Source organism: Flavobacterium sp., from assembly GCF_030146175.1.
GTDB lineage: Bacteria > Bacteroidota > Bacteroidia > Flavobacteriales > Flavobacteriaceae > Flavobacterium.
The window spans coordinates 32263-45643 of sequence record NZ_JASLCE010000044.1 but is presented as its reverse complement, the minus strand read 5'-3'; the positions used below and the strand labels follow the sequence as shown (position 1 = coordinate 45643).

General features: G+C 39.2%; 13 protein-coding genes. 6 read left to right on the top strand and 7 right to left on the bottom strand.

Annotation, left to right across the window (positions count from 1 at the left end; all coding sequences use genetic code 11):
* On the bottom strand, positions 1-268 hold a 268-nt coding region (gene rplU, locus Q1R07_RS05550; RefSeq protein ID WP_300486954.1), incomplete at its 3' end, for a 50S ribosomal protein L21.
* 201 nt (positions 269-469) lie between these two features.
* Between rplU and Q1R07_RS05545 the strand changes: the two genes are divergently transcribed.
* Positions 470-1795 carry a pitrilysin family protein gene (locus Q1R07_RS05545; RefSeq protein ID WP_300486951.1) on the top strand — a complete coding sequence of 442 codons (1326 nt, stop codon included), beginning with the start codon at positions 470-472 and terminating at the stop codon, positions 1793-1795.
* 13 nt (positions 1796-1808) lie between these two features.
* Positions 1809-3851 (top strand): pitrilysin family protein, encoded by a 2043-nt coding sequence (locus Q1R07_RS05540; protein ID WP_300486948.1) that lies wholly within the window; start codon positions 1809-1811, stop codon positions 3849-3851.
* Positions 3852-3897: 46 nt separating this feature from the next.
* On the opposite strand, the gene Q1R07_RS05535 is transcribed toward Q1R07_RS05540, so the two are convergent.
* Positions 3898-4761: an EamA family transporter gene (locus Q1R07_RS05535; protein ID WP_300486945.1), complete on the bottom strand. Its 864-nt coding sequence runs from the start codon at positions 4759-4761 to the stop codon at positions 3898-3900.
* A gap of 111 nt (positions 4762-4872) precedes the next feature.
* On the opposite strand from Q1R07_RS05535, the gene Q1R07_RS05530 reads away from it, so the two are divergent.
* On the top strand, positions 4873-5250 hold the full coding sequence (locus Q1R07_RS05530) for a heavy metal-associated domain-containing protein (RefSeq protein WP_300486942.1): 378 nt from the start codon (positions 4873-4875) through the stop codon (positions 5248-5250).
* A 47-nt stretch (positions 5251-5297) separates the two neighbouring features.
* Here Q1R07_RS05530 and gldD read toward each other — a convergent pair whose 3' ends face one another.
* From gldD to mutY, 4 genes are read right to left on the bottom strand one after another with little or no spacing between them, the layout of a single operon-like run.
* Positions 5298-5867: a gliding motility lipoprotein GldD gene (gene gldD, locus Q1R07_RS05525; RefSeq protein WP_300486939.1), complete on the bottom strand. Its 570-nt coding sequence runs from the start codon at positions 5865-5867 to the stop codon at positions 5298-5300.
* Complete coding sequence (gldE, locus tag Q1R07_RS05520; protein ID WP_300486936.1) at positions 5860-7158, bottom strand: gliding motility-associated protein GldE; 1299 nt, start codon at positions 7156-7158, stop codon at positions 5860-5862. Before gldE ends, gldD begins: the two co-directional genes overlap by 8 nt.
* Before the next feature lie 23 nt (positions 7159-7181).
* Positions 7182-7625 carry a single-stranded DNA-binding protein gene (gene ssb / locus Q1R07_RS05515; RefSeq protein ID WP_136403770.1) on the bottom strand — a complete coding sequence of 148 codons (444 nt, stop codon included), beginning with the start codon at positions 7623-7625 and terminating at the stop codon, positions 7182-7184.
* Between the two features lie 36 nt (positions 7626-7661).
* On the bottom strand, positions 7662-8714 hold the full coding sequence (mutY, locus tag Q1R07_RS05510) for an A/G-specific adenine glycosylase (protein ID WP_300486932.1): 1053 nt from the start codon (positions 8712-8714) through the stop codon (positions 7662-7664).
* 132 nt (positions 8715-8846) lie between these two features.
* Here mutY and Q1R07_RS05505 point away from each other — a divergent pair, with 132 nt between their 5' ends.
* Together Q1R07_RS05505 and Q1R07_RS05500 are read left to right on the top strand one after the other, a co-directional pair.
* Positions 8847-9143: an HU family DNA-binding protein gene (locus Q1R07_RS05505; protein WP_136403768.1), complete on the top strand. Its 297-nt coding sequence runs from the start codon at positions 8847-8849 to the stop codon at positions 9141-9143.
* Between the two features lie 344 nt (positions 9144-9487).
* Positions 9488-11041, top strand: a complete 1554-nt coding sequence (locus Q1R07_RS05500) for a ribonuclease E/G (RefSeq protein ID WP_300486929.1) — start codon at positions 9488-9490, stop codon at positions 11039-11041.
* A 47-nt stretch (positions 11042-11088) separates the two neighbouring features.
* On the opposite strand, the gene Q1R07_RS05495 is transcribed toward Q1R07_RS05500, so the two are convergent.
* A complete protein-coding gene (locus tag Q1R07_RS05495) occupies positions 11089-11529 on the bottom strand; it encodes a nucleoside deaminase (protein WP_300486926.1) in 441 nt (146 codons plus the stop codon).
* A 38-nt stretch (positions 11530-11567) separates the two neighbouring features.
* Here Q1R07_RS05495 and Q1R07_RS05490 point away from each other — a divergent pair, with 38 nt between their 5' ends.
* Positions 11568-13337, top strand: coding sequence for a 1-deoxy-D-xylulose-5-phosphate synthase (locus Q1R07_RS05490; RefSeq protein ID WP_300486923.1), 1770 nt, complete (start codon positions 11568-11570; stop codon positions 13335-13337).
* The last annotated feature ends 44 nt before the right edge of the window (positions 13338-13381 follow it).

The following is a 13381-nucleotide window of genomic DNA, read 5'->3' as shown; positions in this document are numbered from 1 at the left end:
TGTGACCGTTTTTCTTTTTGTAACCTTTTCTTCTTTTCTTTTTGAAAACGATTACTTTATCACCTTTTAAGTGTTTTAACACTTGGGCTTCTACTGAAGCACCTTCTACAGCTGGGGCGCCTAAAGTTACGTTTCCGTTGTCATCTAATAAAAGAACTTTGTCAAAAGTAACTTTAGTTCCTTCTTCAGAAGCCAAACGGTGAACATAAACCTTTTGGTCTTTGCTTACTTTAAATTGTTGCCCTGCTATCTCTACGATTGCGTACATAACAATAATGTTTGATTAATTTTTAAGTCTGCAAATATACAACTAATTCTTTATGAAACAACCATATACCTGTAATTTTGGTGCACACACAAATATTAATCAAAAAAAGGTACATATTTTCCACAAAACAAAACGATTACCTGTAACTTTTTACCGAAATTGCACACCTATATCGTTATCAAAAATAAATTACTAATTTTTATGAAAAAATCTTTAATGGCTTTGAGTTCACTTCTGATGCTTGGCGGCGTAGCTTCAGCGCAGAAAGTAGCGTTTGAAGAATACAATTTAGACAACGGACTTCATGTGATTTTACACAAGGATCCATCGGCACCGGTAGTAGTTACATCGGTAATGTACCATGTGGGTGCCAAAGACGAAAACCCAAGCAGAACGGGATTCGCACACTTTTTCGAACACCTTTTGTTTGAAGGAACCAAAAACATCGCCCGTGGCGAATGGTTTAAAATCGTAACCGCCAACGGTGGAAACAACAATGCCAACACGTCGGACGACAGAACGTATTACTACGAAGTTTTCCCGTCGAACAATTTGGAACTGGCTTTATGGATGGAATCCGAAAGACTAATGCACCCGGTTATCAACCAGATCGGTGTGGACACTCAAAACGAAGTTGTTAAAGAAGAAAAAAGATTACGTGTAGACAATCAGCCTTACGGTAATTTATTTACTGAAGTTAAAAAGAACATCTTTACCAAACACCCGTACCGTTGGGCACCAATCGGCTCAATGGAACACCTGGATGCAGCGACATTACAGGAATTCCAGGCTTTCAACAAAAAATTCTACATTCCTAACAATGCAGTATTAGTTGTTGCCGGAGATTTTGATTCGGCTCAGGCGAAAGAATGGGTACAAAAATATTTCGGACCAATCCAGAAAGGAACTCCGATTACCCGTGAAAAATTCGAAGAGGCTCCAATCACACAAACAATCCACGCGACTTACGAAGATCCGAACATTCAGATTCCAATGGCCGTTACTGCTTACAGAACGCCATCGATGAAAACACGTGACGCAAGAGTATTAGACATGATCTCTTCTATCTTATCTGACGGAAAAAGCTCAAGACTATACAAAAAGATGGTTGACGAGAAAAAAATGGCTTTACAAATCGGAGCTTTCAACTACAGTCAGGAAGACTATGGTGTGTATTTTATCTACGGTTTACCATTAAGCCCAAACACTCCTGCTGACTTAATTAAAGGAATGGACGAGGAGATCGCAAAACTACAAACGGAGTTAATTTCTGAAAAAGATTTCCAAAAATTACAAAACCAGTATGAAAACCAAAACGTAAACAGTAATTCCAATCTGGAAGGTGTTGCCGAAAATCTGGCATCTTACTATTTACTATATGGTGATGTAAACCTAATCAATAATGAAATTGATATTTACCGTTCTATTACGCGTGAAGAAATCAGAGACGTGGCGAAGAAATACTTAAACCCGAACCAACGTTTGATTTTAGATTATACTCCAGCAAAAGACAAAGCACAAAACTAAGCAGCCATTCATCATGAAAAAATTTATATATATAGCAGCGAGCTTGTTTTTATCGATTACTATGCAAGCACAAGACAGACCTCAACCGAAACCGGGACCAGCACCAACTATCAATGTTAAAAAACCGGAAACCTTTACTCTAAAAAACGGTTTAAAAGTAATGGTTGTTGAAAACCATAAATTACCACGCGTTTCTTACACCCTTACTTTAGACAACCCTCCGTATGCGGAAGGTGATAAAAAAGGTGTTGCCGATTTAACGAGCAGCATGATCGGAAAAGGAAGCAAAAAAATATCAAAAGACGCTTTTAACGAAGAAACCGACTTTTTAGGAGCCAACATCAGCTTTTCTTCTAACGGAGCAAATGCGAGTGGTTTATCCAAATATGCCGGTAGAATCCTTGAATTAATGGCCGAAGGTGCTTTACACCCGGTATTCACTCAGGAAGAATTCGACAAAGAAAAAGCCAAATTACTGGAAGGAATCAAATCTCAGGAGAAAAGCGTTACTGCTGTAGCTTCTCGTGTTGAAAACGTTTTAGCTTTTGGAAAAACACACCCTAACGGGGAATATTTAAGTGAAGAAAGCATCAACAAAGTAACCTTAAACGATGTGGTTTTAAACTACAACACCTATTTCGTTCCGGGGAATGCTTACCTTGTTGTAATTGGTGATGTAAACTTAAAAGAAACCAAAAAAACCGTTGAAAAACTTTTCGGTTCCTGGAAAAAAGCCATCGCGCCACAGTTAACCTATTCTGATCCTAAAAACGTTCAGTATTCTCAAATCAACCTTGTAGATATGCCAAACGCAGTACAATCGGAAATTGCCTTGGTAAACACGGTGAACTTAAAAATGACCGACAAAGATTACTTTGCTACTTTATTAGCAAACCAAATCTTAGGTGGTGGTGGTGAAGGACGTTTATTCCTAAACCTACGTGAAAAACACGGATGGACTTACGGTGCGTACTCTTCAATCGGATCCGGAAAATATGTAACTAAATTCCGTTCTTCCGCTTCTGTTAGAAACGCTGTTACCGACAGTGCTGTTGTAGAATTCTTTAACGAATTAAAACGTATCAAAACAGAATTGGTTTCTGCAGAAGATCTTAAAAATGCAAAAGCCAAATACATCGGAAACTTCGTAATGCAAATTGAGAAACCGGCTACTATTGCCCGTTATGCTTTAAACACAGCTACTCAAAACTTACCGGAAGATTTCTACGAAAACTATATTAAAAACATCAGTGCCGTTACACCGGAAGATATCCGTAACGCCGCTAACAAATATTTCCTTTCTGACAACACCCGTATTGTAGTAGTTGGAAAAGCAGCTGATGTATTACCAGGATTGGAGTCGTTAAAAACACCTATTTTCTATTTTGACAAATACGGAAACCCAACTGAAAAACCAGTGGTAAACAAACCAATTCCTGCCGGAGTTACTGCAAAAACAGTATTCGACAATTACATCAAAGCTATTGGTGGTGAAAAAGCTGTAGCCGGAGTAAAATCAATTGCTACCGTTTCAACAGCTTCTATTCAAGGACAGGCATTGGAATTGATCAGCAAACACACTTCCGATAACAAATCGTTAATGGAAATGAAAGTAGCAGGTATGTCAATGTCAAAACAAGTTGTGAGCGACAAAGCGGCTTATGCGGTACAACAAGGACAACGCAAAGACTTTACTGCTGAAGAATTCAAAGAGAAAAAAGAAAACGCTGCGGCTTTCCCGGAATTAGCTTACGCTAAAAGAGCCGACCTTAAAATCAAAGGAATCGAAACGATCAACGGAGCAGATGCTTATGCTATCGAAAATGGCAAATCGACTTTATACTATGATGTAAAAACAGGTTTAAAAGTTGGAGAAGCAAAAACGATGGAAAGAGCCGGTCAGAAAATGACACAAATGGTTTCTTACAGCGACTATAAAGAAGTAAAAGGTATCAAAGTTCCTTACAAAACAATCATGAATGTAGGTATGGATCTTGATTTCACTACATCGGATGTAAAAATAAACGAAGGTGTTACTGCTGCTGACTTTCAGTAATCAATAACCCGATTCAAAATAAAAGGCCGCTTTCGAGCGGCCTTTTTTATTTTCGTGCGGAAAAATAAACGCCAATCAGAATGATCAACGCTCCAACAATCTGAAACACTTCCATTTTTTCATTATCCAATATCCCCCAGACAAAAGCAACCACCGGAATCAAATAAGTCACAGAAGACGCAAAAATCGGCGATGACATCTGGATCAGTCTAAAGAAAATAATATTCGCGATACCGGTTCCCAATATCCCCAGAATGGCAATATATAGTACTGATTCCTGCACTTGCGCCTGACCTGCTACCTGGAAAAAATCGGTACAGGATAATACGATAATCGCCGGAATCATCAACACTACAAAATTTCCGGTCGTAATACTCAATGAATTCACATCCGATAAGTATTTCTTGATCAGGTTTACATTCATCGCATAACAAACCGCCGCAATCACCACCAAAATCGCATAATAATAATTCTGATTGGGATTACTTTTCGCTCCGGAATAAATCAACACCACGCATCCTATAAGCCCTATAATAACCCCGAAAAACTGTCGGCGCTGAAATTCTAATCCAAATAGAAAAGCGCCCAATAACAATGTATTTAAAGGTGTTAACGAATTTAGGATCGCACTGGTTGCACTACTGATTTCCGTTTGCGCAAAAGAAAACAGAAACACCGGCATAAACGTCCCGACAAAAGCCGTTAAGGCGATGTACTTCCATTTATCCGAAGGAATCTTAGTAAGACTTCGAAATCCTACAATCAATAAAAAAGCGGCCGCAAACAACATCCGTAAAGCACCCAGCTGAAAAGGTGTTAATCCCACAAGACCTCTTTTAATCAGGATAAAAGAACTTCCCCAGATTAAAGAAAGTCCAATCAGTAATATCCATTTGATCTGTTTTGTCATTTTAGTATTTTTTTAAGACGTAAAAGTCTAACAATAAAACGGGAAAACGGTCCTTTTTTTATAATTTTGTAACGCGCTCCAAAAGAGCTTTTTAATCTTAAAATAGTCCTTATGAATATCACAAAAAAAATAGCCGTATTTGCATTTGCCGCATTTGCATTGGTTAGCTGTAAAAAAGAAGAGAAAAATACTACCGAAGGAACGGTAGCTACCGAGAACACTAAAGATGTCGCCGCCAAAATGGAAACAGCAAGCTTTAACATAGAAGGAATGACTTGTGCAATGGGTTGTGCCGCTACGATCGAAAACAAATTAGGCCGTTTGGATGGTGTAACTTCTGCAAAAGTTGACTTCGAAACCAAAACAGCTACCGTTGAATTCGACGCCAACAAACAATCGGCTTCGTCACTAACACAAACGGTTGAAGGCGTTGCCGACGGAAAGACCTATAAAGTGTCGAAAATGAAAGAAGAATTGAAAAAAGCCTAATCAAAAGTTTTCCGACATAAAAAAAGCGCCTCTTCCGGGCGCTTTTTTTATTTCCATCGCAGGCTTTCCATGATCCTGCGCATATCGTTTTTAATATAACTTGCCGCCGGCATTATCGAGTCGAAATTGGGTTTGGTATAAAAATACACCGATCCTACTATAAAATGTCGGGTACTGTCGGTCACATAAAACTGAGCATTAGTTGCCGCATTACCACCAACCTGATAAAACATTCCGTATACTTTCTCTCTTCCGTTAATAAAAGGCTGTTCCTGTATATCATCGGCTTTGATCACGTGTTCATAGGTCAGTTTTTGCGCATCCCGTAACAAGACATCAATATTATTATTAACCGGCTTATAATCGATATAAATCGTTCCTTTCATATTCGGATAATTAATATCGAATCCGCACACTCCTTTTTTATTGATCTTAGTCCGGCTATTCACATCAAAAGTAAACGCACATCCATCGTTAAAAGGTGTATATTCCGGTTTTGGATATTCCAGACTAAGATATGCTTTTGGCTTTGGCACGGTGTCGCCTTTACAAGCCGTAAACAACGATCCTGTAGCCACCAACAATGCAAAAGCAGTATTTTTAAGTATTCTATTCATCGAGCAAGGTCACTTTAATTTGTTTGACTCGGCGTTTGTCTACCGATTCGACGGTAAATATACAATCTGCAAAATTTATTTTCTGATGCTTTTTGGGAAAATTTCCCGAAATCTCCAAAATAAATCCGGCCAGTGTTTCCGATTCTCCTTTACTGGTTTCGAAAACCTCTTCGTTTACCGGTACAATCCGATAGAAATCCTTAAGGCTGATTTTACCTTCAAACAAAAAGTTTTTGGTATCGATCTGCGAAAAGACAATATTCTCATCGTCGAATTCATCACTGATATCCCCAACAATTTCTTCCAGAATATCTTCCAATGAAATCACTCCGGAAGTTCCGCCATATTCATCAACAACAATCGCCAGGTGATTTTTCATACCCTGAAATTCCTTTAAAAGGTTATCCAGTTTTTTATTTTCAGGCACAAAAAACGGTTCCCGAAGCAACTTTTGCCATTCAAAATCGGTTTTATCGATATGAGGAAGTAGGTCTTTTACGAACAAAACACCCTCAATATGGTCAATGTCTTCTTTAAAAACCGGAATACGGGAATACCCTTTTTCTACGATCTGCGCTACAATTTCCGAAAAGGAATCTTCCATATCCAGTGCAAATACATCAATTCTCGGACTCATTACCTGTCGGGCTTCGGTATTTCCAAAGTTCACAATTCCTTCCAGTATCTTTTGTTCTTCTTTGGTGGTATCGCCATAATCGGTCATCTCCAACGCCTGTGATAACTGATCCACTGAAAAACTTTCTTTTTCTCTTCCGATTTTTTTATGCAGATAGATAATGATTTTTCGCAACGGAATACTTACCGGCGTAAGCAATTTGTCTAAAAAAACCACTAAACGGCTAACACCCTGAGCAAATTTGACATTATTTCGGGTCGCATACATTTTAGGCAGTACCTCTCCAAAGAAAAGAATCAATACCGCTACCAATGCGATTTCCAGTAGAATTTTAGTCCCGATCGCCATCAATTCGGAAAAAACCCGATCGCCCAGATAGGAAAACAAAACCACGATGGTAATATTGGCAAAGTTATTCGCCACCAAAAAAGTCATCGACAATTTTTTAGGCGCTTCCAGTAAGCGCCCGATTTGTTTTCCCCGGACAGCGTCGATCGCTATCAGGCTTTCGATTTCTTTTTTAGTAAGTGAGAAAAGTGCGGTTTCGGCACCGGATATCAGTGCAGAGCAGAACAACAGGAATAGTATTCCTGTAATTAGAAATATAAGGTTAAAATCTATAGTACTTAATAAACTGACGGGGCCTGGGTCCAAATCAAACAGAATTAGTTAAACAATTAAAACGGCATATCATCATTTTGCATCGGTGTACCCGGTGAATCAAATGATGGTTTTGAAGTATCGCCCGAAGTCGGGAAACCCGGTTTATTGTTTTCGATTTCCTTTTTCGTTGTTAAAAAGGTAAATTCGGTTACTTGGATTTCGGTAGTGTACTTTGTCGTACCGTCTTCGGCTTGCCATTGTCTGGATTTGATACGGCCTTCCACATAAATCTTATCACCTTTTGAAAGATATTTTTCGCATATCTCAGCCGCCTTATTGCGCACCACAAGATTATGCCATTCTGTAGAAGTGATTCTTTCGTTTGTCGTTTTGTTAATATACACCTCATTGGTTGCAAGAGGAAAACGTCCAATACAATTACCTCCTTCGAAATAATGCATTTTTACATCATCTCCCAAATGTCCAATTAACATGACTTTATTTACCGTTCCGTTCATGGCTCGTACCTATTTATTAACTCAAATATACTAAATCTATTTATTTATTACGTACTCTGTGATAAAATTATATATCACAATAGGAAATGGAAGCTTCTCAACATCATCCCATGACAAACTGCCTGATATTGTATCGGTTGTCTTTAACTCCCAAAAATAAATATGCAAATGTTGGTGCGAAAGCTTATGAAGAATTTGTTTTTCGTTTAAAAGACGTAACTCCTGCAAACGACCTCCCTCCGGAATTGTGACACTTTTTATAAGTTGCTCCGGCATAACATCGCGATGTATATCAGCTGTTGTTTCGACCAACGGAAATTCGTACAATCCGAACCAGATACCTTTATCCTGTCGTTTTTGGACAACCGTTTTCCCGGATGGATCGACAAACAGAATATAATTCAGATAGCGATTGGTAACTTTTGTTTTCTTTAATTTTACCGGAAGGCGATCCACTTTCTTCTTTTGCAAGGCCGCACAACTGTCATTAAACACACACGAAGTACAATCCGGATTTTTAGGCACACATTGTAAAGCACCAAATTCCATCATCGCCTGATTAAACAGCGATGCTTTATCTACCGGCAACAATTCGGCAGCCAAGGCTTTAAATTCTTTTTTTGCCGCCGGAGAAGCAATATCCGTTTCCACATCAAAATACCGCGCCAATACACGAAACACATTCCCATCGACCACCGGAACCGGCTCTCCATAAGAAATAGATGCGATTGCCGCTGCGGTATATTCCCCTACTCCTTTTAACTTTAAAAGCCCTTCGTAATTTTCGGGAAACACCCCATTTCGTTCAAAGGCGATATATTGTGCCGTAGCATGTAGATTTCGCGCCCTCGAATAGTAGCCCAAACCCTGCCAGAGTTTTAGCACTTTTTCTTCATCGGCAGTTGCCAGATCAAAAACAGTTGGAAAGGCTTCAACAAACGCTAAAAAATACGGCAAACCTTGCGCAACTCGCGTTTGTTGTAACATGATTTCAGACAGCCATATACGATAGGGATCCGCCGTTTTTCGCCATGGCAAATCGCGCTTAGACCGCAAATACCACTGGATTAACGAGTTAGAAAAATCCATTATAAAAAATTAGGATACAAAAATAAAACTTTATGTAATTAAATTTTAATCGATTAAGGTTGAAATATTGTATTTTTAATTCCTATATTTGCAAACTCAAAAAATTACACATCAATATAAATACGAAAGAAAATGACGAAAGCAGACATCGTAGCGAAAATTTCCGAGAAATTGGGTCTAGAAAAAGGAGATGTACAAGCAACAGTTGAGTCTTTTATGGACGAAGTAAAAAACTCATTAGAAACTGGTGACAACGTATACTTAAGAGGTTTTGGTAGCTTTATCATCAAAACAAGAGCTGAGAAAACCGGTAGAAACATCTCTAAAAATACTACAATTAAGATTCCTGCCCACAACATCCCGGCTTTCAAACCAGCAAAAGTTTTTGTTGATGGCGTGAAAACGAATACTGAAGTAAAAGTTAACTAATTTATTAATCACTCTAAACACTACAATTTATGCCAAGTGGTAAAAAAAGAAAAAGACATAAGGTAGCAACTCACAAACGTAAAAAGAGAGCGAGAGCTAACCGTCATAAGAAGAAAAAGTAGTTTAAAACTACTTTTTTCTTTTTAAAGTTTAAAGTTCATTGAAATTGAAATCATAAAAAACGGAGTAAATCAGTAAGTTTTTAACTACAAACCAATCGTTTCTAGCCATCACACTTATTATTCCAATTATGGTTTCCCGGGTAAAACCTGTAAATTTAATGTTTAATCCATCTGTACGCTGGTAGCACTATTTTGATAGTTGCTATTATTGTATGGATAAAAATGTACCATGTGAACAAGGAATTAATTATCCGATCCAGTTCAGAAGCGGTAGATTTTGCCTTATTAAAAGATGGAAAACTAATTGAATTACACAGAGAAGAGGGCGAAAAAAACGGCTTTCAGGTAGGTGATATTTTTATTGCCAAAATCCGAAAACCCGTAGCAGGATTGAATGCAGCCTTTGTAAATGTAGGTTTCGAAAAAGATGCCTTTTTACATTATCATGATTTGGGTCCGAACCTATCTTCTCTAATGAAATTCATCAAACTTGTAAGCGCAGGTAAAATAAAAGATTTCTCCCTAAAAAACTTTCCTTTTGAACCTGAGATCGACAAGGATGGTGCTATATCCGACGTGTTAAGCGCCAATCAGTCAATTTTAGTTCAAGTAGTTAAAGAACCCATATCTACCAAAGGGCCACGAATAAGTTCTGAACTTTCACTGGCCGGGCGATATGTTGTTTTAGTTCCTTTTTCGGATCGTATCTCGATTTCTCAAAAAATCGAATCGAAAGAAGAAAAAGATCGATTAAAACGTTTGGTTCAATCTATCAAACCAAAAGGATTTGGTGTTATTGTCAGAACAGTAGCAGAAGGCAAAAAAGTAGCTGAACTCGACAAAGACTTACAGAATTTGTTGGACAAATGGACCACAATGTGTAAGCGAATCCCTACAGCTCATCATCCTTCAAAAGTATTAGGCGAACTCAACAGAGCGTCCTCAATACTACGCGATGTCTTTAATGATACCTTTACCGGTATCCATATCGATGATGAGGATCTGTATTATCAAACGAAGGAGTATTTGCAAGAAATAGCTCCTGCTAAAGTATCTATTGTTAAGCATTATCAATCGAAAGAGTTACCTCTTTTTGAGAAATACAATATAGAGCGACAAATTAAGACGTCTTTTGGAAGAACGGTCTCTATGAGCAAAGGAGCTTATTTAATCATAGAACACACCGAAGCTTTACACGTAATTGACGTCAACAGCGGTAACCGCTCCAACAAAGCGCAAAACCAGGAAGACACTGCCTTAGAAGTAAATCTGATTGCTGCGGCCGAAATAGCCCGACAATTGCGATTGCGCGACATGGGTGGTATCATTGTAATCGATTTTATCGATATGTCAAATCCTGATAACCGTAAAGTTCTTTATGATTTCTTACGAGAGGAAATGAGCGATGACAAAGCGAAACATAAAATCTTGCCTCCTAGCAAATTTGGATTAATTCAAATTACTAGACAAAGAGTCAGACCCGAAGTTAATATCAAAACAAGAGAAGAAAACCCGAATAATGAAAACGGGGAAATTGAAGCTCCTATCCTGATTATTGATAAAATATCGGCTGATCTAGAACGAATTTTTAAGGATCACAAAAAAGTGGTTCTAAATGCGCATCCCTTTGTGGCTGCCTATATAACTAAAGGTTTTCCATCATTACGTTCAAAATGGTTTTTTGAACATAAAAAATGGGTGAAAGTTATACCTCGTGACGCTTACACGTACTTAGAATATCACTTCTTCGACAAAGATGGAAGTGAAATTAAATAAATCCAAACCGCTCGTTGTGAAACGGAGCGGTTTTTTTATGTCTATAATTAGCGTCTTTTCTGAAAGAAAGCCTTCATTAAAGCCCCGCACTCCTGTTCCATAACACCGGTTACCACAGTTGTTTTCGGATGCAGTTGCGCTCCCATCTTGCGATAGCCACGGTGCTCGTCGTATGCACCGTAAACCACTTTTGAAATCTGACTCCAATACAATGCTCCGGCGCACATCTGACACGGTTCCAGTGTTACGTAAAGCGTACAGTCTTTCAGGTATTTCCCGCCCAAAAAATTGGCCGCCGCTGTAATCGATTGCATTTCGGCATGTGCCGTAACATCGTTTAACAACTCCGTCAGGTTATGACTTCTGGCAATTACCCGATTGTCGACAACCACAATAGCTCCGACCGGAATTTCTCCTTTTTCGAAAGCAATCTCCGCTTCCTGGAGTGCCTTTTTCATAAAATAATCGTCCGTGAAAATGTTTTCCATAAAAACAAAAATACAATTTCAAATTGTACCTTTGCACCATGGCAGCAAAACTCTTATCAAACATACTATCTCCCACCGATTTACGCAAGCTCCCTATTGCGGAACTTCCGGTTCTGGCACAGGAACTGCGTGAGTTTATCATCGACATTGTATCGACAAAGGAAGGTCATTTGGGTGCGAGTTTAGGAGTTGTAGAACTGACCATAGCCCTACATTATGTTTTTAACACTCCGGACGACCAACTGGTATGGGATGTTGGACATCAGGCCTACGGTCATAAAATCCTGACCGAGCGTGCCGCGGTATTCCACACCAACCGGCAATTGGGCGGTATTTCAGGTTTCCCGAATCGCAGCGAAAGTATTTACGATACTTTTGGCGTTGGACATTCCTCCACGGCTATTTCGGCTGCTTTGGGAATGGCCATTGCTTCCCAACTAAAAGGCAAAACCGAAAAACAACATATCGCTGTTGTGGGCGATGCTTCAATTGCCTCGGGAATGGCCTTTGAAGGCCTCAACCACGCTGGTGTGACCGATGCCAATTTACTCGTAATTCTAAACGATAACGCCATTGGGATCGATCCAAGTGTAGGCGCTTTAAAAGAATATCTGACATCCGTAAAAGATGGAAGCAATCCAAGGGACAACAACATGATCCGTTCGTTAAACTTTGATTATTCCGGACCAATCGACGGTCATGATATTCCATTATTGATTAAAGAACTGATCCGATTAAAAGATAAAAAAGGACCAAAATTCCTGCATATTACCACCACAAAAGGAAAAGGACTCGAACAGGCCGAAAAAGACCAGGTTCGTTATCACGCTCCGGGTAAATTCGACAAAACAACCGGGGAGATTCTCCCTCGTTTGGAGGAAAACCTGCCGCCAAAATTCCAGGATGTATTCGGATTGACGTTAGTCGAACTGGCCCGTCAAAACGAACGTATTATCGGGATTACCCCGGCTATGCCCACTGGTTCGTCGCTTAAATTTATGATGGACGAAATTCCGGATCGCGCCTTCGATGTGGGTATCGCCGAACAACATGCCGTGACATTGGCTGCCGGAATGACCACCCAGGGAATGGTTGTCTTTTGTAATATCTATTCCACTTTCCTGCAACGCGCCTACGATCAGGTCATTCACGATGTGGCCTTACAGAATTTACCCGTTATATTTTGTCTGGACCGAGCCGGCCTGGTTGGTGAAGATGGCGCTACGCATCAGGGCGTATTCGATATTGCTTACCTGAATTGTGTTCCCAATCTGATTTTATTTGCCCCTATAAATGAAATCGAACTCCGAAACGGTATGTATACCGCACAATTAGGACTGGATCATCCGATAGCAATACGTTATCCGAGAGGAAGAGGTTATGTTCAAAACTGGCAACTTCCATTCGAAAAAATTGAAATCGGTAAATCCCGAAGACTTTCGAAAGGTAGCAAAATTGCCATTTTATCCACCGGAACCATAGGAAACAATGTATTACAGGCTTTGGAACAAACAGAAAATCGCGATTTGTTTTCCCATTATCATTTTCCGTTTATAAAACCACTGGACATTGCAACCCTGGAAGCAATCTGTAACAGCCACGAACAACTGATTACGATAGAAGACGGATCCGTATTAGGCGGTTTCGGAAGTACTATTGCGGCATATGTAAGTGCTCATTATACCGGGCTAAGTGTTAAAATACTGGGCATTCCAGACGAGTTTATTGAGCACGGCACAGTTATTGAGCAGCAAAAAAAATGCAAAATTGATGTTAACAGTCTGATAACGCTATTTTCAAGTTATTGATTTTAACCTCATTTGCCAAACTAAAGAAAATTAAAAACTAAATT